Source organism: Zoogloea sp. JDB1 (assembly GCF_056724025.1).
In genome coordinates this window covers 5,180,001-5,200,259 of sequence record NZ_CM161496.1, presented here as the reverse complement: position 1 = coordinate 5,200,259, position 20,259 = coordinate 5,180,001, and the positions used below count along the sequence as shown (strand labels likewise).

The following is a 20,259-nucleotide window of genomic DNA, read 5'->3' as shown; positions in this document are numbered from 1 at the left end:
GAGGGATGCTACAATTTCCGGCTTTGATACTTGTCCTTCCCCGACCGTCGCAGTTGAGACAACCGGAGACCCTACGCCGATGAAAAGCGCCGAAATCCGCCAGAAATTCCTCGAATTCTTCGCCTCCAAGGGCCACCAGATCGTGGCGTCCAGTTCGCTGGTTCCCCATGAGGATCCGACCCTGTTGTTCACCAACGCAGGCATGAACCAGTTCAAGGACGTCTTCCTCGGCTTCGACAAGCGCCCCTATACCCGCGCCACCACATCGCAAAAGTGCGTGCGTGCCGGCGGCAAGCACAACGACCTGGAAAACGTCGGCTACACCGCCCGCCACCACACCTTCTTCGAGATGCTGGGCAACTTCAGCTTCGGCGACTACTTCAAGCGCGATGCGATTACCTATGCCTGGGAGCTGCTGACCGAAGTCTTCAAGCTGCCGAAGGACAAGCTGACCGTCACCGTTTATGCCGAAGACGACGAAGCCTACGACATCTGGACCAAGGAAGTCGGCGTGCCGGCCGACAAGGTCATCCGCATCGGCGACAATAAGGGTGCCCGCTACGCGTCCGACAACTTCTGGATGATGGGTGACACCGGCCCCTGCGGCCCGTGCACCGAGATCTTCTACGACCACGGCGAGCATATCTGGGGCGGTCCCCCGGGATCGCCGGAGGAAGACGGCGACCGTTTCATCGAGATCTGGAACAACGTGTTCATGCAGTTCAATCGGGACGAGGCCGGCGTGATGCATCCGCTGCCCAAGCCCTCGGTGGATACCGGCATGGGCCTGGAGCGGGTTTCTGCCGTGCTGCAGGGCGTGCATGCCAACTACGAGATCGACCTGTTCCAGACCCTGATCAAGGCTGCGGCCCGTGAGACCTCCGGCGCCGACATGGACAGCCCGTCCCTGAAGGTGCTGGCCGACCACATCCGTGCCTGTGCATTCCTGATCGCCGACGGCGTGATCCCCGGCAACGAAGGCCGCGGCTACGTGCTGCGCCGGATCATCCGCCGCGCCATCCGCCACGGCTACAAGCTGGGCGCTCGCGCAGCCTTCTTCCACAAGCTGGTGCCGGATCTGGTCGCCGAGATGGGTGAGGCCTATCCCGAGCTGAAGGCAGGCGAAGCCCGCGTGACCGACATCCTCAAGCAGGAGGAAGACCGCTTCTTCGCCACAATCGAGAACGGCATGGCCATCCTCGAAGGCGAACTGGCTGCGATGGCCAGCGCAGGTTCCACCGTATTCAACGGTGAGACCGCCTTCAAGCTGCACGACACCTTCGGCTTCCCCCTCGACCTAACGGCAGACGTCTGCCGCGAGCGCAATGTCACCGTGGACAGCACGGCCTTTGACGCTGCGATGGCCCGCCAAAAGGAGCAGGCCCGCGCCGCAGGCAAGTTCAAGATGGCAGCCAACCTGGAATACGACGGTCCGGCGACCACCTTCCACGGTTACGAGAAGCTCGAAGCCAAAGGCAACGTGCTGGCCCTGTACAAGGACGGCGTGGCCGTCAACGAGCTCAACGAGGGCGAACTGGGCGTCGTGGTTCTCGACGACACGCCGTTCTATGCCGAATCCGGCGGCCAGGTCGGTGACCGCGGCGAGCTGCGTTCCGTGCACGGAATCTTCGCGGTGGAGGACACACAGAAGATCCAGGCTACCGTCTTCGGGCACCACGGCGTGGTCAAGACCGGCAAGCTGACCGTCGGTAACGGCGTCACCGCCAAGGTGGATACCCAGGCCCGCGCCCGTACCGCCCGCCACCACTCGGCGACCCACCTGCTGCACAAGGCCCTGCGTGAAGTGCTCGGCAGCCACGTCCAGCAGAAGGGTTCCCAGGTCGATCCGGACAAGACCCGCTTCGACTTCGCCCACACTCAGCCAGTGACCGCCGAGGAAATCGTCCGCATCGAGCGCATCGTCAATGACGAAATCCTCGCCAACGCCGCCACCGACGCCAGCGTCATGGATATCGAGTCCGCCCAGAAGACCGGCGCGATGATGCTGTTTGGCGAGAAGTACGGCGACGCGGTGCGCGTGCTGACCATCGGCTCCTCCAAGGAACTGTGCGGTGGCACCCACGTGGCGCGTACCGGCGACATCGGCCTGTTCAAGATCACCCTCGAAGGCGGCGTGGCTGCGGGCGTGCGCCGTATCGAAGCCGTGTGCGGCGATGTGGCGCTGGCGCTGGTGCAGGACCAGCAGGCTCTGCTCGACGGTGTGACCGGCGCGCTCAAGGCCCAGCCGCAGGACGTGCTGGCACGCGTGGCCCAGGTGATGGACAACGTGAAGGCCCTCGAGAAGGAGCTGGCCCGCCTGAAGAGCAAGCTGGCTGCGAGCCAGGGGGATGATCTGGCAGCCCAGGCTACTGATGTGGCCGGTGCCAAGGTGCTGGCTGCGACGCTGGAAGGCGCCGATGTGCCGACCTTGCGCGAGACCCTCGACAAGCTGAAGGACAAGCTCAAATCGGCGGCCATCGTGCTGTCCAGCGTGAATGACGGCAAGGTCATTCTGATCGCCGGCGTGACGGCCGACCTGACCGGTAAGGTGAAGGCCGGCGAGTTGGTCAACTTCGTTGCCCAGCAGGTGGGCGGCAAGGGCGGCGGCCGTCCCGACATGGCTCAGGCTGGTGGTACCGATGCGGCTGCCCTGCCAGCTGCGCTGGCTGCTGTGGCTGGTTGGGTGGGTGGCAAACTGGGCTGAGTGCCGGCCCGTGTTCCTGGGGGCGCGCGCGTTAGCGCCGCTGCTTCAGGCGTCGCCGATTTTCTCTTCCGTAGGTGAGGCGGCTTCCAGATAAACGGCCGGGTTGTCTCCAGGCCGTTTTTCCGTGGACGATTCCGGATAGAAACTGAAGCCGTTACGACCGTCGCCCTTGACGAGGTACAAGGCTTGGTCAGCTTTTTGGAAGAGGGTTTCGATGTCCTTCGCATCCGAAGGGTACAGGGCGATGCCGATGCTGGCCGAAATTCGTGCGTCGCCTTCCTTGAGGGTGTAGTGATTGGCCAATGTGCTCCGGATCGACTGGGCGATAGGCTCGACGTGCTGCCGATTCGTGATACCACCGAGGAGCACGGCGAATTCATCGCCACCGAGACGGGCTGCGGTGTCCATCTCGCGGATGCAGAACTCCAGACGGTGTGCGACTTCGACCAGCAATTGATCGCCGGCCAGATGGCCGAGGCTATCGTTAACCTCCTTGAAGTAATCGAGGTCCACTAGCAGCAAGGCGACTTCCGTCTTCGTGCGGTCAGCAATGCTCATGTCCTGCTGCAGGCGGTCCAGCAACAGACGACGGTTGGGCAGGTCCGTCAGCGTGTCGTAGCTGGCTTGGCGCCATAGCTGCTCTTCCGCACGCTTCTGCTCGGTGACGCTCGAGTACATGCCGACTCGCCACTGCACTTGGCCGTTGTCGTCGTAGATCGTGTTGATCATCAGCCAGTCGGCAGCGATTTCCCCGTTGCGCCGGCGGTTCAGTATTTCCCCTTTCCAGGTGCCGGTGGCGTCAAGGCTCTCCCACATGCTGCGGAAGAAGGCGTGGTCGTGGCGCCCGGAACTGAAAAAGGCAGCCTGTTGTCCGATTGCCTCTTCGGGCGTGAAGCCGGTGAGCCGGGTGAAGGCGGGATTGATGGCGACGATGCGATTGGTGGTGTCGGTGACCATGATGGCTTCGCCGACCGCCTGATAGACGAGCGAAGCCAGCCGTAGGGCATCTTCCCGCTCGCGGCGTTCACTGCTGTCCCGGATTACCAATGTCGCCATGCGCCCGCTCTCGGTTTCGGTCGGAGTCATGCTGACGCTGATCGGGAAGCTGCGGCCATCTGCAGCGATGGCGATGAGGTCCACGTCGGCGACGGAATGGGATGGCTGCGTCAGTTCGCTCCACTCGGATGCCAGCAGGTTTTCGACGGGGCGTCCTATCAGGTCCTCGTACTGATAGCCGAAGGTGCTCAGTGCGCGCTGGTTGGCACGGCGGACATGCCCGGACGAATCGATGATGATGATCGCATCTGGGGCGGTATCGAGCAGGATGCGCAGTTCCAGTTCCTTGCTGGCGATGTGTTTCATGTCCCGTTCCCGAAGTGACCATGTGTGGATGAGCAAGCTCAGCATGAGAAGGGTTGCCAGCATGAAGGCGGCGACCTGCACGGCAGTCTTGGTGAGCTCGCGGTACCAGCCGAGCAGGTAGTCGTCATCGGCCAGCCCGACGATGATGTAATAGGGATAGTGGCTCATGCGCTGATAGGCATTGGTCCGCTCTATGCCGTCGATCTTGGTGGCGGCGAGATAGGCCCCCTGCTCGGGGTTGGCCCGGATCGCGGCAGCGAGTTGGGGGGAAACGGCTTGTGAGCCGATCTGCACTTCGGGTGTGCTTGGCGCTGGATGACGAGTGACCAGGCCGAGGTTGGTATCGCGCAGGGTGATCGCACCGTCCAGTCCAAGATTGATACCGGCAAACAGCTCGCGCAGGTGGGCCAGGCGGATGCTGGCGACGGCGATGCCGGCAAACTGGCCGTCGCTGGCATTGATGCGGCGGCTCAAGGTGATGATCCACTCTCCGCCGACACGTCCCTGCAGGGGCGGGGAGATGACGAGGCCGGCCGATGCCGAGTCGCGCTGGCGCCGGAAATAATCCCGATCGACCAGCAGGGCGGGGGTCCGGTTCAACTGGCCACTGCTGGCTAGCAGGCTACCCCGTTCATCGACGACCAGCAGGCTGTGCAGGGCAGGCTGCCTGGCGAAGTGCTGCTGGACAATGCTCTGGTAGCGCTTGGGGGCGTGCTTGCTCGCAAGGCCATCGTCGAGATCGTCCACCAGGGCCTGAAGCGTCAGGTCGATGCGATCGAAGATGGCGGCGATGTCGTGATCGAGCAGCTGTGCCAGATTGCGGGTGTTGACGATGGCGCGTGCCCGCGACTGGTCCAGTCCCTGGTACAGGGATTGGAAGGCCAGGCCGATGACCATCAGGTTCAGCAGAACCACGGCAATGATCAGCCGTGTTCGGAATTGGGATGAGCTGAAGCTTGCCGACTGAAAAGTGGGCACAGCCTTCATGGCTGCTCCTCCATCGAGGCGTGGAACTTATGACAGCGTCCCGGTGAGGGCTGTTCGGCTGTTGCCAGCCGCCAGTCTCACTTTTTTCTCACAAGGGAGGAAGCGATTTGTGTAAAAAACCATCCGGCCGGGCTTGGCGATGGAGTGGCAAGCCCGGCCGGGTGGATCAGAACGGCAGCGCGACGCCCGGCCAGACACCTTCGATGGCACGCCGAAAATCGGCCTGGATGCGCTCGATGGCGGCCTGGTTGTCGGCTTCGAACCGCAGGACGACGACCGGCGTGGTGTTGGATGGGCGCGCCAGGCCGAAACCGTCGGCGTATTCGACGCGCACGCCGTCGATGGTCAGGATGCTTTCCGCGCCGTTGAACTGGGCTTCGGCCTTGAGCTTGTCCACCAGCGCGAAGGGCTCGCCTTCGTTCATCTTGATGTTCAGTTCGGGGGTGCTGGTGGCGTTCGGCAGGCCCTTCAGCACCGGGTTGGCGTCGGCGTGACGGGACAGGATCTCGAGCAGGCGCGCGCCGGTATAGAGGCCGTCATCGAAGCCGTACCAGCGTTCCTTGAAGAACACATGACCGCTCATTTCGCCGGCCAGCGGTGCGCCGGTTTCCTTCAGCTTGGCCTTTACCAGCGCGTGGCCGGTGTTCCACATGGTGGGCTTGCCACCGCGATCCTTGATCCAGCCGGCCAGGTTGCGGGTGCACTTGACGTCATAGATGATCTCGCCGCCGGGCACGCGGGTCAGCACGTCTTCGGCGAACAGCATCAGCTGGCGGTCGGGGAAGATAATCTCGCCGTCCTTGGTGACGACGCCCAGGCGGTCGCCGTCGCCGTCGAAGGCCAGGCCGATTTCCGCGTCGGTCTCCTGCAGGGCACGGATCACGTCCTGGAGGTTTTCAGGCTTGGAAGGATCGGGGTGGTGATTGGGGAAGTTGCCGTCCACTTCGCAGAATAGTTCGACCAACTCGCAACCGAGGCGCTTGAAGAGCTCCGGCGCAACGGCGCCGGCCACGCCGTTGCCGCAATCCATGACGACCTTCATCGGGCGGGACAGCTTGACGTCGCCGACGATCTTGGCCACATAGGCCGGCACCACGTCGGCGTGGCTGAGCTTGCCGGGTTCGGCGGCGGTCACGAGATTGCCGTCGATGATGCGTTGGCGCAGGCCCTGAATCAACTCGCCGAACAGGGTCTGGCCGCCGAGGACCATCTTGAGGCCGTTGTAATCGGGCGGGTTGTGGCTACCGGTGACGGACACGCAGGAGTTGGTGCCCAGTTCGTAGGCGGCGAAGTAGGTGAGCGGGGTTGGCACACAACCGACGTCGATGACGTCGACGCCGGCGGCCCGAATGCCGTCGGCCAGCGCACCGGCCAGCTCCGGACCGGAGAGGCGGCCATCCCGCCCCACTGAGATGGCTTTCTGGCCGCGGGCAACTGCTTCGGAACCGAGGGCCTGGCCGATCGCCCGCACGGCTTCGGCAGTCAGGGTCTTGTTAACGATGCCGCGAATGTCATAGGCCTTGAAGATCTCTGGGGCGGGAACGAACATGCTGTGGACTCCGGTCGAAAACGATGAGGGTTCGATTATACGCGGTGCACCATGACGGCTGGGTGTGCTGGTGGCACGAAATTTGACGTTTTATCGGTTGCCAGAGCTTGGCTAGGTCGCAAGCTTTAGTTGCCTGTCTGAAAAAAGGACAGTATGCGCATGGGGAGCCAGTTCAGATGTCCGGGCCATACTCCGCTGACGAAGCCTACGTGACCTCCCCCCCGTGGCTGCTCCAGAAGCACCGTGTTGGAAACGTCGCGTAGTCCGGGCAGATGATGGGCTGGAAGGAAGGGATCGTTCCGCGGATTGAGCAGCAGCGTCGGTACACGGATGCCCGCCAAGTGCGGCTTGCTGGACGCTTGGAGCCAATATTCGCCCGCACTCCGGAATCCGTGTAAGGGGGCGGTCACCAGGTCGTCGAATTCGTACAGTGTACGCGTGCGCCACATGCTCTGCCCATCGAAGAGCCCCGGATGTTGGCTCAGCTTGACGGCCGCATTGTGCTTGAGGGTGGCCAGGAAGTGGCGGGTGTAGAGGCGGTTGAAGCCGCGGGCCAGCACGTGGCCCGTTGCCGTCATGTCAACCGGGGGGCAAATCGCAGCAGCGGCGGTGACCAGACCGGTGGCAGCGTTGCCGCGGGTGCCGAGCCACAGCAGCAGAGCGTTGCCCCCAAGGGAGACGCCGGCGGCATAGCGGGGCTGTGTCGGAAACAAGCCGGTCAGGCGCTCCAGGATCCAGCTGATCTCGTCGGCGTCACCAGCGTGGTAACCGCGAGGCAGGCGGTTGGGTTCGCCGGAACAGCCTCGAAAATGCGGGATCACGCCATTCCAGCCTCGTTCCGCCAGATGTCGCATGAGGTGGCGCGCGTACGGCGACTGGCTCGAGCCTTCCAGCCCATGGAAGAGGACGACCAGCGGTGCGCCGGGTTGATGCGGCAACCAGTCGAGGTCGATGAAGTCGCCGTCCGGCGTGTCCCAGCGCTCCCGCTGGAGGGCCGATAGCGGCCCCTTGCGCAGCAGCGGCCAGATGGTCTGGGCATGTCCGCCGGGAAGCCAGCGGGGGGCGACATAGGCCCCCATGGCAGCTGTGTTGAGCGTCAATGGACCACGTGGGGCGCGTCGTTGCTGTGCAGGCTGTCCATGTCGGGCGCGAGCGAGGCGTGGTGCATGACCATGCGCCAGCCCAGTGCTCCACGGGTGAAGACGTTGGTGGCGATGATTGGGGGGTGCAGCCTGTCGTCACCCTCCACATGCACGTGCTGCTGCAGGGTATGCACCGCAGTCATGACGCTGACCCAGCGGACCGGGTGGCTGATGTTGACGTTGATGCGGGTTCCGCTGGCGAAGAGTTGGCGCCAGGATTCGCGGATCGCGGCGAGCCCGATGAGACGGATGCTGCCGGGCTGGACGCAGACGACCTCCTCGTCCTCCGACCAGACGGACATCATGCCGTCAATATCAGCGCGGGTCAGCGCGGCGTAGAACGCGGCTTCGGCGTCGTCGGGGGAGGTGTAGATCGGGTTGCTCATGCGGGTTTCTCGAATGGACGTTCGCATGCGACACGGGGGCGTCGCCGCCCCCGTTCCGACTGAAGCCCGATGAGGAGCCTCAGTGATGTCCCTTGGGCAGTTCGCCCTTGAAGACGTATTTCGCGCCGCAGTACGGGCAGGTTGCCTCGCCTTCCTTGGTGACGTCAAGGAAGACGCGCGGGTGTCGTGCCCACAGTGGGGCGTCGGGCATCGGGCAGTGCAGCGGTAGTTCGTGGGCGGTGACTTCGATCGGCTTCGACTTGTCCTGATTTTCAGGCATGGGTTGCTCCGTAGGATCTTAGATGTAAGACAGCCATTCTTCGTATTCGGGGGCTTGGCCGCTGACGATCCGGAAGAAGCGGCTCTGCAGCTTCTCGGTGATCGGGCCACGTTTGCCTTCGCCGATGGTGCGACCGTCCAGTTCGCGGATCGGAGTCACTTCGGCGGCGGTGCCGGTGAAGAAGGCTTCATCGGCGATGTAGATATCGTCGCGGGTGATGCGCTTGGAAACCACGTCGAGGCCGAACTCCTTGGCGACGCGGATCACGGACGCGCGGGTGATGCCGGTCAGCGCAGAGGCGATCTCGGGTTCGTAGATGGCACCGTCCTTGATCACGAAGAGGTTTTCGCCGGCGCCTTCGGCGACGAAGCCGTTGGTGTCGAGCAGCAGGGCTTCGTCGTAGCCGGCTTCGGTGGCTTCCAGGTTGGCCAGGATGGAGTTGGCGTAGGTGGAGGCCAGCTTGGCGCGCGGCATGGTGACGTTGACGTGGTGGCGAGCGAAGGACGAGGTCTTCACTCGGATGCCCTTCTCGAGGCCGTCTTCACCCAGGTAAGCACCCCACGGCCAGGCGGCGATCGCCACATGGACGGTGGCACCCTTGGTGGAGATGCCCATCTTTTCGGAGCCGTAGAAGGCGATCGGACGCAGGTAGCAGGACTCGAGCTTGTTGGCGCGGACGACTTCCAGTTGGGCTTCCATCAGAACTTCCTTGGAGTAAGGAATGTTCATCATGTAGATCTTGCCGGAGTTGAGCAGGCGCTGGGTGTGTTCGGCGAGACGGAAGATCGCCGTGCCCTTGACGGTCTTGTACGCGCGGACGCCCTCGAATACGGACAGACCGTAGTGCAGGGAGTGGGTGAGCACGTGGGTGGTCGCTTCGCGCCACGGCACGAGCTTGCCGTCGTACCAGATGAAACCGTCGCGGTCTGCCATTGACATTGTGGGGATCTCCAGCTGAAAACAATAAATTTTGAGCCCACGATTCTAGCTCATTCCGCGGGGACTGCGGACCCTCACCCGGAACGGGGTAAAATGCTGCCTTTATCCGCAGTGGGATGGCGATGAGAGTCTGGAAGCCGAATGTGACGGTGGCGGCCGTGGTCGAACGCGATGGACGCTTTCTGGTTGTCGAGGAGGAGACCGAGACCGGTCTGCGTTTCAACCAGCCGGCCGGGCACCTGGATCAGGGGGAATCCCTGCGGCAGGCCGTCGTCCGCGAAGCACTTGAGGAAACCGCCCATCACTTCCGGCCGGAGTTCCTGGTTGGTATCTACCAGTGGCCCAAGCCCGACAGCGACATTACCTATTTGCGTTTCACTTTCGGCGGCAGCGTTACGGGGTTCGATCCGGAGCGGCGCCTGGATTCTGGGATCGTACGGGCCGTGTGGTTGACGCTGGACGAGTTGCGGGAGACGCGGGAGCGCCATCGCAGCCCGCTGATCCTGCAGTGTTGCGAGGATTACCTTGCCGGCCGGCGCTACCCGCTGGACCTGGTGCGCCATTACGACGCCTGATGGCACGCAGGTGGGTTCTGTCCGCAGCGTTGCTACTGTGTTTCGGTATCGCGCAAGCCACCGAGCAGGTCGTGGTGTGTTTCAACTACGGTTGTCTGAGCGAGGCGACGGTGGTGTTTTCCGATGAACGCCTCGCCGAGGCTGGCGAGCGCCTGACGCAGGCCACGTCACCGATCGAGGAAAGGGCCATCCTGGCCCAGGTCATCGGGCTGTTTTATCGTTGGGCGGGCGAGCAGTCGCCGATTCATGCCGACAGGCCGGGGGATTTCCTCGATGACGATGTGCCTGGCAAGATGGATTGCATCGATCATGCAGAGACGACGACGCGTCTGTTGAAGATGCTGGAGCGGCGCGGGATGCTGCGTTTTCATGTGGTGGATGAAGTGCATCGTCGGGTGCGCTGGCTGGTTGCCCAGCATTTCTCGGCGGTGATTCGCGAGAAAGACGCTGCTGCGCCGACAGGCGGAGCGCGATTCGTGGTGGACTCCTGGTTTGGGGAGCACGGCGATCCTGCCGTTGTCTTGCCCCTGGAAGATTGGCTGGATGGAGAGGGACCGAATGTCTCGTAAGGAAAAAGTCATCGTCGGCATGTCCGGCGGCGTGGATTCGTCCGTGGCGGCGATGCTGCTCAAGCAGCAGGGCTACGACGTGGTCGGCCTGTTCATGAAGAACTGGGAAGACGATGACGACGATGAATACTGTTCCACCCGGGAAGACCTGGTGGACGTGGTGTCGGTGGCCGACGTGCTGGGCATCGAGCTGGAAGTGGTGAATTTCTCCAAGGAATACAAGGAGCGGGTGTTTGCCGATTTCCTGCGCGAGTACGAGGCGGGTCGCACGCCCAATCCGGACATCCTGTGCAACTCGGAGATCAAGTTCAAGGCTTTCCTCGATCACGCCCTGGCCTTGGGGGCGGACCGCATCGCGACCGGGCATTACGCTCAGGTGCGTGAGTGGACCAACGACGGGCGTACCGAGTACCAATTGCTCAAGGCGGAAGACGGTACCAAGGATCAGAGCTACTTCCTGTATCGCTTGAATCAGGCCCAACTGTCGAAGGCCTTGTTCCCTATTGGCCATCTCTACAAGCGTGACGTGCGCAAGATGGCCGAGGCGGCAAACCTGCATGTACATGCCAAGAAGGATTCGACGGGTATTTGTTTCATCGGCGAGCGCCCGTTCCGGGAGTTTCTGTCTCGCTACTTGCCAGCCAAGCCGGGAGAGATCCGCACGCTGGAAGGCGATAAGGTGATCGGACAGCATCAGGGCCTGATGCATCACACCATTGGTCAGCGCAAGGGCCTGCAGATCGGCGGTATCAAGGGCAACCAGGATGATGCGGGCGAGCACGACGCCTGGTACGTCGCGCAGAAGGACATGGCGAAGAACGTGTTGTACGTTGTGCAAGGCCATGATCACCCAGCGCTCCTGAAGGATCGCCTCGTGATTACAGATCTGAGCTGGGTTTCCGGCCGGGATCCGCGTACGCATTGGGTGTACACGGCCAAGCCGCGTTACCGGACGCCGGATGCGCCCTGCGAGATCGATGTTCTTGCCGATGGCCGGGCCGAGATCGCCTTTGCTCAGCCTCAGTGGGCGGTGACACCTGGGCAGAGCGTGGTGGTCTACGAAAGTCGGGTTTGCCTGGGCGGTGGCATCATCACGGCTTGAAAGCCCCTGTTGATGCAAAAGCAAACGGGCGCTGTGTGGCACCCGTTTGCTTTCATGGGTTCTGAGCCAGCCGGAAGCTCGGATAGGCCCAGTTGTGCTCCCACGCGGCACGCACCATGTTCGGATACTCGGGCCGCCCAAGGCTGCCGTTGTAGCGCCCCAGCGCGCGGAACAGGTCGCCCCGTTCGATGTCCAAGTAATGGCGCAGGATTGTGCAGCCAAAGCGTAGGTTGGTGCGCATGTAGAAGAGGTTGCTCTCTTGATTGCCGATCAGTTTGACCCAGAATGGCATGACCTGCATGTAGCCACGGGCGCCCGCTGAAGACAGGGCGTATTTCTTGAAGCCGCTTTCTACCTGGATCAGGCCCAGCACCAGTTGTGGGTCGAGGCCAGCGCGGGTGGCCTCGTAGTGGATTGTCCTCAGCAGCTCTGAGCGATAGGTTTCGTCTGGGATGCGCTTGGCCAGGCGACGGGACATCTCGGCCAGCCAACGGGCCCGCTCGGGAGAGCGTTCAAAGCTCGGGTCGAGCGGGGCCTGGTCGGCGACGGCCGCATGCAGTGCAGCCTGTACGCTGGCGGCGAGCGGCTCGTAGAGCTGATTGCCGGCATGCGCCATCGTCGTCCCGCCCAGCAGGCAGGTGGCCAGTAGGCGGGCGACGATGGAGCGCATGGGCGGCATGCTTCTCAGCTCTTCAGCTTGGCGATGACCGTGGCGGCGATGTCGCCAACGGCCAGTTTGGTGGCTTCGGCATCGCGGCGGCCCTGGTATTCGACGACGCCTTCCTTCAGGCCGCGGTCGCCGATGACGACACGGTGCGGCGTGCCGATCAGCTCATTGTCGGCCAGCAGGGAGCCCGGACGTTCGTCCCGGTCGTCGAGGAAGGCGTCGACGCCAGCTGCAACGAGTTCCCCGTAAAGCTTGTCGGCGGTTTCGCGCACCGCTTCGGACTTGGCGTAGCCCATCGGCACGATGGCCACCTGGAAGGGGGCGATACCGTCCGGCCAGATGATGCCGCGGGTGTCGTTGTTCTGTTCGATGGCGGCGCCGAGGATGCGCGAGACGCCGATGCCGTAGCAACCCATCTCCATGACCTGTTCCTTGCCCTGTTCGTTGAGGAACTTGCAGCCGAGGGCTTCGGAGTACTTGGTGCGCAGCTGGAAGATGTGGCCGACTTCGATGCCGCGGCAGATGTCGAGGCTGCCCTTGCCGTCCGGCGAGGGGTCGCCGACGACGACGTTGCGCAGGTCGGCCACTTCGGCCTCGGGGAAGTCACGGCCGATATTGACGCCTGTGTAGTGGTAGTCGTCCTCGTTGGCGCCGGTGACGAAATCGGCCATCGCCGCAACGGTGCGGTCTATGACCACGCGGCCCTGGAAGCCGACGGGGCCGAGGGAGCCGGCGTTGGCGCCGAAGGCGGCAAGGATGGAGGCCGGGCTTGCGAAGGTCAGCGGATTCTTGACGCCGGCGACCTTCTGGGCCTTGACCTCGTTCAGTTCATGGTCGCCGCGCAGCAGGAGAAGTACCGGCTTGCTGCCGGACGCTTCGTCGCCGTCCACCACGATCGCCTTGACGGTCTGGGTGGCTGGAATCTTCAGGAAGGCCGCCAACTCGTCGATGGTCTTGGCGCCGGGCGTGTGCACCTTGGTCAGCGTAGCGCTGGCAGCAGGGCGAGGTGTGGTCGGTGCCAGGGCTTCAGCGAGCTCCACGTTGGCCGCGTAGTCGGAGTCCGGACAGTAGGCGATGTCGTCTTCGCCGGTTTCGGCGATCACATGGAATTCGTGGGAGCCGGTGCCGCCGATCGAGCCGGTATCTGCCGCAACAGCCCGGAACTTCAGGCCGAGCCGGTTGAAGATGCGGTGGTAGGTGTCGTACATGTTGCGGTATTCCCGCTGCAGATCCTCGAAGGAACTGTGGAAAGAGTAGCCGTCCTTCATGACGAATTCGCGGCCGCGCATCACGCCGAAACGGGGGCGGATCTCGTCGCGGAATTTCATCTGGACCTGGTAGAAGTGCTTGGGCAGCTGGCGATAACTTTTCAGCTCTTTGCGCACCACGTCGGTGATGACTTCCTCGTGGGTCGGGCCGACGACGAAATCACGGTCGTGGCGGTCCTTGAAGCGCAGCAGCTCAGGGCCGTAGAAATCCCAGCGGCCGGATTCCTGCCACAGCTCGGCCGGTTGAACGGCGGGCATCAGCACTTCGATGGCGCCGGCCCGGTTCATCTCCTCCCGCACGATGGCTTCCACCTTGCGCAGGGCGCGCAGGCCCAGGGGCATCCAGGTATAGATACCGCCGGCGAGGCGCTTGATCAGCCCCGCGCGCATCATCAGTTTGTGGCTGATGACTTCTGCGTCGGAAGGGGCTTCCTTGAGGGTGGAGAGGAAGAACTGGGAGGCACGCATGACGGAGTCCATTGTTAGTACAGCGTTCAATTTTAACGTGCACCTTGCGCCTTGGCGCCGCTTCTGTTGCATTGCACCGATTCGGGGCGTCGGCTTCCGTGGCAAGGGGAAATATGGAAGAATTCCGCACAGTTCATGAATTAAAGGTTGCACCATGCTCGACCGTGAAGGCTACAGGCCTAACGTCGGCATCATTCTGGTGAATGCGCGCAACGAGGTTTTCTGGGGCAAACGGATACGAGAACATTCCTGGCAGTTTCCGCAGGGCGGAATCAAGCACGGCGAGTCGCCGGAACAGGCCATGTACCGTGAGCTCTTCGAAGAAGTCGGCTTGAAGCCTGAGCACGTTCGTATCATCGGCCGCACGCGCGGCTGGTTGCGCTACGACGTGCCCAAGCACTGGATCAAGCGGGAATGGCGTAATACCTATCGCGGCCAGAAGCAGATCTGGTTCCTGTTGCGACTGGTGGGACGCGATTCCGACGTCTGCCTGCGTGCAAGTACTCACCCGGAGTTCGATGCCTGGCGCTGGAGTTATTATTGGGTGCCCCTCGAGGCGGTCATTGAGTTCAAGCGCGGTGTTTATCAGGCCGCGCTACTGGAACTGTCCCGCCTGCTGTTCCGCGATCGAAGCCTCGATATCCCGGAAAGTTACCGACCGATAGTAGTGACCCCGGAATCCCCGGGAAAGCCCCCCCTCTCCTGACAAGACGTGTGCCGAGTTGAAACTTGGCACACGTCTTTTTGTCTTATCCTGCGATTGTTGCTGGTTTTGTCGCCGCCTGCGATGCGACGACGGGTCCGGGTATGCCATGTCGGCCAATCCCGGTTCATTGTTGTAGGGGCACATCGGGAGACACCATGGAGCGCTTGCACTATCAGCCGATCCGGCAATTCCGGGTCAAGAGCGGCACCTGCGAAGTTGCGGATGCCTGGAGCCTGACCAAGGTCGTTGCGTCGTCGCCGGCCATCGAAGTGATGACTGACCTGAGACGAATCCCAGCGGCAACCATTTCCGACACGGTTTCACTGGTCGAAGCCAATCACAGCATGATTTTGCGCGGTGTGCGGATGCTTTTCGCGATGGATAACGACCGCCGTGTGGTGGGCATCATCACGTCCAACGATCTGCTGGGCGAGAAACCCACGCGGGTTGCCCGGGAGCGGATGTCACGGCATGAAGAGCTGACCGTGCGTGACATCATGGTGGCAACCGAAGAGCTTGATGCGGTGACGATGGCCGATGTCCTGCGCGCTGAGGTGGGGCATGTCGTGGCGATGCTCAAGGCCTGTGGGCGGCAGCATGCGCTCGTGGTGGAAGAAGAGGGCGGCAGGGCGCCGGTGATCCGAGGTATCTTCTCGGCTTCGCAGATAGCGCGCCAGATGGGCATTCCCTTGCAGACCACGGAGGTGGCACGTACGTTTGCTGAGATCGAGGCAGCCATCAGGAGTTGAGTTTGCAGGCCGGCAAGTGCCGAGTGCTGCGCGGGTTTGGCCCGGCGAAAGGGGAGGGGAGTAGAATCTCGGCTGTCCTCCATCCTTCCCTTTGAAACCTGATGGCAGCAGTCTCCCGTTTAGCACGTTCATGTCTTCCATTTTTCTTCGCCGCGGCAAGCATTGCACTCGTTGGGTGTGCAACCGGTGGTCGCACATACCTGTTTGAAGAAGAAGCCAAGTCCGCTTGGAAGGAAGTCGAGCCGGAGCTCCCCGCGTTTCCCGAGAGAGCAAATCTGATCCCTCTCGATCTGGGGAGCGAATCCACCTCGTTGTCTTTTATCGATGAAAAATCGCTGACCCTTGCAGAAGACGGCGTCGTGCGCTTTACATTGGTTGTGCGTGCTGCGGGTGGTGCTCAGAACGTGAGTTTCGAGGGTATCCGCTGTGAGACGGCGGAGCGCAAGCTCTACGCGATAGGTCGCAATGACCGGGAATGGATCAGGCCTCGTGCCGGCGACTGGAAGAGGATTTCAGACAATGGATACAACCGTCAGTACGCTTTGCTGGCGATGGATTTCTTTTGTCCGCGGGGGGCAATTCTTCCGAATCGGGATGAGATCGTGAAATCCCTGCGGCAGGCGGCCCGCCTGCGTTAGCGTCAAATTTCGAGTGGAGTTTGTGATGCTGGATCAACTGATCATTGGCTTTGACAAGGCCTTGCGTACGGTCTTTGCGGACGCCTACACAGTGCGTCCGGTTCCGGGGGAGGCGCTGCCTGAAGCTGATCTGAGTGAACAGGAGAAGCGCCGTGCGGCATCCCTGATGCGGGTGAATCACTGTGGTGAAATCTGCGCTCAAGCCTTGTATCAAGGGCAGGCGTTGATGTCTCAGAATGAAGGTATCAAGAAGGCGTTGGCAGGTGCCGCGCACGAGGAGACCGAGCACTTGGCTTGGACAGAGCGCCGGATTGCTGAGTTGGGTGGGCGTAAGAGCTTCCTTAACCCGCTCTGGTACGGCGGTTCGCTAGCTATCGGTATGCTAGCCGCGCGCTTTGGCGATGGGGTGAACCTCGGCTTTTTGGCCGAAACAGAGCGCCAAGTGGAGGCCCATCTGATCAGTCACCTGGGCCGCTTGCCGGAACAGGATCAGCGTTCGCGGGAAATTGTTACCCAGATGAAGATCGACGAAGTTGCTCATGCCGATACGGCAGTCCGCCTCGGCGCGGTGGAACTGCCGACGCCAGTGAAGGCCGCTATGAAGGCGACCTCGAAAGTCATGACTGGCGTGGCTTACTGGGTCTGATCGGAAAGAGACTAGACCTGAACGATTTCCCAGGTGTGTTCGATTTCCGCGGTCTTGCTGAGCATGATCGTGGCGGAGCAGTACTTGTCGGACGACAGCTTGATTGCGCGCTCGACGCTCTCCGGCTTCAACTCATGGCCCGTGACGGTGTAGTGGAACGCTATACGGGTGAACACCTTGGGGTCGGCTTCGGCGCGTTCCGCCGTCAGGCGGACGCTGCAGCCCCGCACATCCTGCCGACCGCGTTTGAGAATCAGGACGACGTCAAATGCCGTGCAGCCGCCTGCGCCGGCCAGCATCAGCTCCATCGGTCGGGGGGCAAGGTCGCGCCCGCCGGCTTCCGGGGCGCCATCCATGGTGACGATATGGCCGGAACCAGTTTCCGCCATGAAGGTCATGTCGCCAACCCACTTAACTACGCACTCCATTCTGCTTCCCTTCAATATTGACTGTATGGAGAGGCCAGGCCCCTTCTTCCGGCGCTGATTGTAGCTGTCTTGCCGCGGGGCGCTGGAGTGTCTTTGTGCTGCAATGCCGCATTTCTGTAGGGCGAAGTTCTTATGAGTGCGCTGCGATGCGCGTCTTGGGTCGGTTGTTTTTCAATTAAATCATGGGCTTGAACGAGTTTCTTGTTGAATAAAAAAAATTTATCATCAGATATGTAATTTTATTGTGCGATGCACAAAAAAATCTTGCACCAAGGGGGCAGGGGGGAGATAATTTGCTCAGTCCAGTTGCTTTTGTTGTTTGAAGCGGCTGCAAGGTGTCTCCTCCACCCTCCTCCTTTGGTGTGGATTTAGCGCAGATCTCCCCGATCTGCGCTTTTTTTTGCCTTGATTTAGTGTTTGACACTGGCCTCGAGCCTAGGGTAAAATCCGCGGCTTTCCGAATTATGGTCGTTCCCGGTGTCGGGAAAAGTCAGAGGGATCTTCATGAAAACGTTTTCTGCCAAGCCGCATGAGGTCAAGCGCGACTGGTTCGTCGTTGATGCGACGGACTTGGTCCTTGGTCGGCTTGCTTCCCAAGTTGCGCTTCGCTTGCGCGGCAAACATAAAGCCATCTACACCCCGCACGTTGATACCGGTGACTTCATCGTTGTCGTCAATGTCGACAAGCTGCGTGTAACCGGCACCAAGGCCCAGGACAAAAAGTACTACCGTCACTCCGGTTACCCGGGCGGTATCTACGAAACCAACTTTACCAAGCTGCAGCAGCGTTTCCCGGCTCGCGTGCTTGAGAAGGCCGTCAAGGGCATGCTGCCCAAGGGGCCGCTCGGCTACGCCATGCTGAAGAAGCTGAAGTGCTACGCCGGTGCTGAGCATCCGCATGCCGCACAGCAGCCCCAAGTTCTCGCGATTTAACAGGAGCCGATAATGGCTGTGACTTACAACTACGGTACCGGTCGTCGCAAGTCGGCTGTTGCTCGTGTCTTCATCAAGAAGGGCTCCGGCAACATCGTCGTAAACGGCAAGCCGGTTGATCAGTTCTTCTCCCGTGAAACCGGCCGCATGATCGTGCGTCAGCCGCTGGTTCTGACCAACTTCGTCGACACCTTCGACATCCTGGTCAATGTGACCGGTGGTGGCGAATCCGGCCAGGCTGGTGCCGTTCGTCACGGCATTACCCGTGCGCTGATCGACTACGATGCAGAGCTCAAGTCCCCGCTGAAGAAGGCTGGCTTGGTTACTCGCGATGCCCGTGAAGTCGAGCGTAAGAAGGTCGGTTTCCGCAAGGCGCGTCGTCGCAAGCAGTTCTCCAAGCGTTAATTCGCTTCGAGTATGGTCAAAAAGCCGCCTTCGGGCGGCTTTTTGTCATCTTGGCGTAGTATGTTGTGCCGGCGTAGTTTTGGTATCTGCTGGTAGTTCATTTCCTGTTGGGGGCGAGAATGATCAAGGTTGGTGTAGTTGGTGGGACGGGATATACCGGGGTTGAACTGTTGCGCTTGCTGGCGCAGCATCCGGAGGTGGAGCTGAAGGCAATCACCTCGCGTGGTGAGGCGGGGGTGCCGGTGGCTGATATGTTTCCGAGCCTTCGCCGCCGGGTTGATCTGCGGTTTATCGATCCCCAGGCAGCCGATCTGTCGGGGTGTGACGTCGTCTTCTTCGCTACGCCTAACGGGATTGCGATGCAGCAGGCTGCGGCCCTTGTTGCTGCGGGTGTGAAGGTCATCGATCTGGCTGCGGATTTCCGGATCTCCGACGTGGCTGAATGGGAAAAGTGGTACGGGATGAAGCACGCCTGCCCCGAGCTGGTTGCCGAGGCCGTGTATGGTTTGCCTGAGGTGAATCGCGAGGCTGTCAAGGCTGCGCGGGTGGTGGCCAATCCGGGTTGTTATCCCACCGCGGTGCAGCTCGGCTTCTTGCCGCTCGTCGAGGCCGGTATTGTGCAGCTGGATGGCTTGGTTGCTGATGCCAAGTCCGGTGTCTCCGGTGGTGGCCGTAAGGCGGAAACGCACATTCTATTCTCCGAGTCGGCAGACAACTTCCAGGCTTACGGTGTGGCCGGTCATCGGCATCTGCCGGAAATTCGGCAGGGGCTGTCGCGCTACGCCAAGGCGCCCGTCGGGCTGACTTTCGTTCCGCATCTCACGCCCATGATTCGTGGTATCCATGCGACTCTGTATGCGCGCCTCACTAAGGATGTCGATCTGCAGGAGCTGTTCGAGGCCCGTTTTGCCGACGAGCCGTTTGTCGATGTGATGCCGCGCGGGGCCCATCCTTCCACGCGTTCCGTGCGCTCTGCCAACATCTGCCGGATTGCGGTTCATCGTCCGCAGGGTGGGGATGTGGTGGTGGTGCTGTCGGTCATCGACAACCTCGTGAAGGGGGCGGCAGGTCAGGCGGTGCAGAACATGAACATCCTGTTCGGGTTGCCTGAAGCGGCAGGGCTTGGGCAGATCCCAGTGATGCCTTGAACTAAAATTGAGCGTTTTTGTCGACTATTTGATGGTGTTGCCTTGACCCGCTGTTGGGGGCTGACCATAATCCGACGACCGTTTTGAAGGAGTTGTTCCATGGATGCCGTGACCGAAATGCCGAGCCCGTTTGTGTTTACCGATAGCGCTGCCAGCAAGGTGAAGGAGCTGATCCTCGAGGAAGGGAATCCGGATCTCAAGTTGCGTGTCTTCGTGACGGGTGGCGGCTGTTCCGGTTTTCAGTACGGTTTTACCTTCGATGAAATCTGCAACGAAGACGACACCGTTATGGAAAAGGATGGCGTGATGCTGCTGATCGATCCGATGAGTTATCAATATCTGGTTGGGGCTGAGATCGACTATACGGAAGGTCTTGAAGGTTCGCAGTTTGTTATTCGTAACCCCAATGCGACGAGCACCTGTGGTTGTGGCTCGTCGTTCTCTGCATAACCTGAGCGATCAGTTGGTGCGGGAAGTCGCGCCCTGATTTGGTAGGTTGTGTTGGAAGGCGCCTGTTGCGAAAGCGATAGGCGCCTTTTCTTCGTTAACGAAAATCGGAAGGTTGAGTTCGGCCCACCGGGATGGGCTAGAATTTTGGCTCTTTTTTT

21 protein-coding genes are annotated in these 20,259 nt (G+C 61.4%); 12 read left to right on the top strand and 9 right to left on the bottom strand.

Going from position 1 to position 20,259, the window contains the following annotated elements:
• The first annotated feature begins 79 nt into the window (after window positions 1-79).
• A complete protein-coding gene (alaS, locus tag AC1PPK_RS23655) occupies window positions 80-2,704 on the top strand; it encodes an alanine--tRNA ligase (protein WP_481115429.1) in 2,625 nt (874 codons plus the stop codon).
• Between the two features lie 45 nt (window positions 2,705-2,749).
• On the opposite strand, the gene AC1PPK_RS23650 is transcribed toward alaS, so the two are convergent.
• The 6 genes from AC1PPK_RS23650 to AC1PPK_RS23625 all read right to left on the bottom strand — a co-directional run bounded on the left by AC1PPK_RS23650 (window position 2,750) and on the right by AC1PPK_RS23625 (window position 9,349).
• Window positions 2,750-5,053, bottom strand: coding sequence for a bifunctional diguanylate cyclase/phosphodiesterase (locus AC1PPK_RS23650; protein WP_481115428.1), 2,304 nt, complete (start codon window positions 5,051-5,053; stop codon window positions 2,750-2,752).
• Window positions 5,054-5,219: 166 nt separating this feature from the next.
• Complete coding sequence (locus tag AC1PPK_RS23645; RefSeq protein WP_481115427.1) at window positions 5,220-6,602, bottom strand: phosphomannomutase/phosphoglucomutase; 1,383 nt, start codon at window positions 6,600-6,602, stop codon at window positions 5,220-5,222.
• A 125-nt stretch (window positions 6,603-6,727) separates the two neighbouring features.
• Window positions 6,728-7,702 carry a YheT family hydrolase gene (locus AC1PPK_RS23640; protein ID WP_481115426.1) on the bottom strand — a complete coding sequence of 325 codons (975 nt, stop codon included), beginning with the start codon at window positions 7,700-7,702 and terminating at the stop codon, window positions 6,728-6,730.
• Window positions 7,699-8,130 carry a YybH family protein gene (locus AC1PPK_RS23635; protein WP_481115425.1) on the bottom strand — a complete coding sequence of 144 codons (432 nt, stop codon included), beginning with the start codon at window positions 8,128-8,130 and terminating at the stop codon, window positions 7,699-7,701. Before AC1PPK_RS23635 ends, AC1PPK_RS23640 begins: the two co-directional genes overlap by 4 nt.
• Before the next feature lie 79 nt (window positions 8,131-8,209).
• Window positions 8,210-8,410, bottom strand: a complete 201-nt coding sequence (locus AC1PPK_RS23630; RefSeq protein WP_481115424.1) for a zinc-finger domain-containing protein — start codon at window positions 8,408-8,410, stop codon at window positions 8,210-8,212.
• Between the two features lie 18 nt (window positions 8,411-8,428).
• Window positions 8,429-9,349, bottom strand: a complete 921-nt coding sequence (locus AC1PPK_RS23625) for a branched-chain amino acid transaminase (protein ID WP_481115423.1) — start codon at window positions 9,347-9,349, stop codon at window positions 8,429-8,431.
• A 116-nt stretch (window positions 9,350-9,465) separates the two neighbouring features.
• Here AC1PPK_RS23625 and AC1PPK_RS23620 point away from each other — a divergent pair, with 116 nt between their 5' ends.
• The 3 genes from AC1PPK_RS23620 to mnmA are packed head-to-tail and all read left to right on the top strand — an operon-like array spanning window position 9,466 to window position 11,595.
• Window positions 9,466-9,924, top strand: a complete 459-nt coding sequence (locus AC1PPK_RS23620; RefSeq protein WP_481115422.1) for an NUDIX hydrolase — start codon at window positions 9,466-9,468, stop codon at window positions 9,922-9,924.
• Complete coding sequence (locus AC1PPK_RS23615; RefSeq protein ID WP_481115421.1) at window positions 9,924-10,493, top strand: hypothetical protein; 570 nt, start codon at window positions 9,924-9,926, stop codon at window positions 10,491-10,493. Before AC1PPK_RS23620 ends, AC1PPK_RS23615 begins: the two co-directional genes overlap by 1 nt.
• The gene (gene mnmA / locus AC1PPK_RS23610) at window positions 10,483-11,595 is read left to right on the top strand and encodes a tRNA 2-thiouridine(34) synthase MnmA (protein WP_481115420.1); all 1,113 of its coding nucleotides are present in this window, start codon (window positions 10,483-10,485) and stop codon (window positions 11,593-11,595) included. Before AC1PPK_RS23615 ends, mnmA begins: the two co-directional genes overlap by 11 nt.
• A gap of 52 nt (window positions 11,596-11,647) precedes the next feature.
• Here the strand turns inward: mnmA and AC1PPK_RS23605 are convergent, their stop codons facing one another.
• Together AC1PPK_RS23605 and AC1PPK_RS23600 are read right to left on the bottom strand one after the other, a co-directional pair.
• Window positions 11,648-12,265, bottom strand: a complete 618-nt coding sequence (locus AC1PPK_RS23605; RefSeq protein WP_481118259.1) for a lytic transglycosylase domain-containing protein — start codon at window positions 12,263-12,265, stop codon at window positions 11,648-11,650.
• A gap of 14 nt (window positions 12,266-12,279) precedes the next feature.
• On the bottom strand, window positions 12,280-13,998 hold the full coding sequence (locus AC1PPK_RS23600) for a proline--tRNA ligase (RefSeq protein ID WP_481115419.1): 1,719 nt from the start codon (window positions 13,996-13,998) through the stop codon (window positions 12,280-12,282).
• Between the two features lie 154 nt (window positions 13,999-14,152).
• Between AC1PPK_RS23600 and AC1PPK_RS23595 the strand changes: the two genes are divergently transcribed.
• The 4 genes from AC1PPK_RS23595 (at window position 14,153) to coq7 (ending at window position 16,737) form a co-directional block, all read left to right on the top strand.
• Entirely contained in the window at window positions 14,153-14,704 is a 552-nt protein-coding gene (locus AC1PPK_RS23595; protein ID WP_481115418.1) for an RNA pyrophosphohydrolase, read from the top strand.
• Window positions 14,705-14,859: 155 nt separating this feature from the next.
• A complete protein-coding gene (locus tag AC1PPK_RS23590) occupies window positions 14,860-15,453 on the top strand; it encodes a CBS domain-containing protein (RefSeq protein WP_481115417.1) in 594 nt (197 codons plus the stop codon).
• Window positions 15,454-15,554: 101 nt separating this feature from the next.
• Window positions 15,555-16,091, top strand: coding sequence for a CNP1-like family protein (locus AC1PPK_RS23585; protein WP_481115416.1), 537 nt, complete (start codon window positions 15,555-15,557; stop codon window positions 16,089-16,091).
• A gap of 25 nt (window positions 16,092-16,116) precedes the next feature.
• The gene (gene coq7 / locus AC1PPK_RS23580) at window positions 16,117-16,737 is read left to right on the top strand and encodes a 2-polyprenyl-3-methyl-6-methoxy-1,4-benzoquinone monooxygenase (protein ID WP_481115415.1); all 621 of its coding nucleotides are present in this window, start codon (window positions 16,117-16,119) and stop codon (window positions 16,735-16,737) included.
• Between the two features lie 11 nt (window positions 16,738-16,748).
• Here coq7 and AC1PPK_RS23575 read toward each other — a convergent pair whose 3' ends face one another.
• Window positions 16,749-17,165: an OsmC family protein gene (locus AC1PPK_RS23575; RefSeq protein WP_481115414.1), complete on the bottom strand. Its 417-nt coding sequence runs from the start codon at window positions 17,163-17,165 to the stop codon at window positions 16,749-16,751.
• A 504-nt stretch (window positions 17,166-17,669) separates the two neighbouring features.
• Here AC1PPK_RS23575 and rplM point away from each other — a divergent pair.
• From rplM to erpA, 4 genes are all read left to right on the top strand, one after another.
• The gene (gene rplM / locus AC1PPK_RS23570; protein ID WP_079437046.1) at window positions 17,670-18,098 is read left to right on the top strand and encodes a 50S ribosomal protein L13; all 429 of its coding nucleotides are present in this window, start codon (window positions 17,670-17,672) and stop codon (window positions 18,096-18,098) included.
• A 12-nt stretch (window positions 18,099-18,110) separates the two neighbouring features.
• Window positions 18,111-18,503, top strand: a complete 393-nt coding sequence (rpsI, locus tag AC1PPK_RS23565; protein ID WP_141351686.1) for a 30S ribosomal protein S9 — start codon at window positions 18,111-18,113, stop codon at window positions 18,501-18,503.
• 119 nt (window positions 18,504-18,622) lie between these two features.
• Window positions 18,623-19,651, top strand: coding sequence for an N-acetyl-gamma-glutamyl-phosphate reductase (gene argC / locus AC1PPK_RS23560; RefSeq protein ID WP_481115413.1), 1,029 nt, complete (start codon window positions 18,623-18,625; stop codon window positions 19,649-19,651).
• Window positions 19,652-19,750: 99 nt separating this feature from the next.
• Window positions 19,751-20,101, top strand: coding sequence for an iron-sulfur cluster insertion protein ErpA (erpA, locus tag AC1PPK_RS23555; RefSeq protein WP_481115412.1), 351 nt, complete (start codon window positions 19,751-19,753; stop codon window positions 20,099-20,101).
• The last annotated feature ends 158 nt before the right edge of the window (window positions 20,102-20,259 follow it).

Coding starts and splice junctions, on each gene's coding strand:
- alaS (WP_481115429.1), top strand. CDS start 80: ATGAAAAGCGCCGAAATCCGCCAGAAATTCCTCGAATTCTTCGCCTCC.
- AC1PPK_RS23650 (WP_481115428.1), bottom strand. CDS start 5,053: ATGAAGGCTGTGCCCACTTTTCAGTCGGCAAGCTTCAGCTCATCCCAA.
- AC1PPK_RS23645 (WP_481115427.1), bottom strand. CDS start 6,602: ATGTTCGTTCCCGCCCCAGAGATCTTCAAGGCCTATGACATTCGCGGC.
- AC1PPK_RS23635 (WP_481115425.1), bottom strand. CDS start 8,130: ATGAGCAACCCGATCTACACCTCCCCCGACGACGCCGAAGCCGCGTTC.
- AC1PPK_RS23630 (WP_481115424.1), bottom strand. CDS start 8,410: ATGCCTGAAAATCAGGACAAGTCGAAGCCGATCGAAGTCACCGCCCAC.
- AC1PPK_RS23625 (WP_481115423.1), bottom strand. CDS start 9,349: ATGTCAATGGCAGACCGCGACGGTTTCATCTGGTACGACGGCAAGCTC.
- AC1PPK_RS23620 (WP_481115422.1), top strand. CDS start 9,466: ATGGCGATGAGAGTCTGGAAGCCGAATGTGACGGTGGCGGCCGTGGTC.
- AC1PPK_RS23615 (WP_481115421.1), top strand. CDS start 9,924: ATGGCACGCAGGTGGGTTCTGTCCGCAGCGTTGCTACTGTGTTTCGGT.
- mnmA (WP_481115420.1), top strand. CDS start 10,483: ATGTCTCGTAAGGAAAAAGTCATCGTCGGCATGTCCGGCGGCGTGGAT.
- AC1PPK_RS23605 (WP_481118259.1), bottom strand. CDS start 12,265: ATGCGCTCCATCGTCGCCCGCCTACTGGCCACCTGCCTGCTGGGCGGG.
- AC1PPK_RS23600 (WP_481115419.1), bottom strand. CDS start 13,998: ATGCGTGCCTCCCAGTTCTTCCTCTCCACCCTCAAGGAAGCCCCTTCC.
- AC1PPK_RS23595 (WP_481115418.1), top strand. CDS start 14,153: ATGCTCGACCGTGAAGGCTACAGGCCTAACGTCGGCATCATTCTGGTG.
- AC1PPK_RS23590 (WP_481115417.1), top strand. CDS start 14,860: ATGGAGCGCTTGCACTATCAGCCGATCCGGCAATTCCGGGTCAAGAGC.
- AC1PPK_RS23585 (WP_481115416.1), top strand. CDS start 15,555: ATGGCAGCAGTCTCCCGTTTAGCACGTTCATGTCTTCCATTTTTCTTC.
- coq7 (WP_481115415.1), top strand. CDS start 16,117: ATGCTGGATCAACTGATCATTGGCTTTGACAAGGCCTTGCGTACGGTC.
- AC1PPK_RS23575 (WP_481115414.1), bottom strand. CDS start 17,165: ATGGAGTGCGTAGTTAAGTGGGTTGGCGACATGACCTTCATGGCGGAA.
- rplM (WP_079437046.1), top strand. CDS start 17,670: ATGAAAACGTTTTCTGCCAAGCCGCATGAGGTCAAGCGCGACTGGTTC.
- rpsI (WP_141351686.1), top strand. CDS start 18,111: ATGGCTGTGACTTACAACTACGGTACCGGTCGTCGCAAGTCGGCTGTT.
- argC (WP_481115413.1), top strand. CDS start 18,623: ATGATCAAGGTTGGTGTAGTTGGTGGGACGGGATATACCGGGGTTGAA.
- erpA (WP_481115412.1), top strand. CDS start 19,751: ATGGATGCCGTGACCGAAATGCCGAGCCCGTTTGTGTTTACCGATAGC.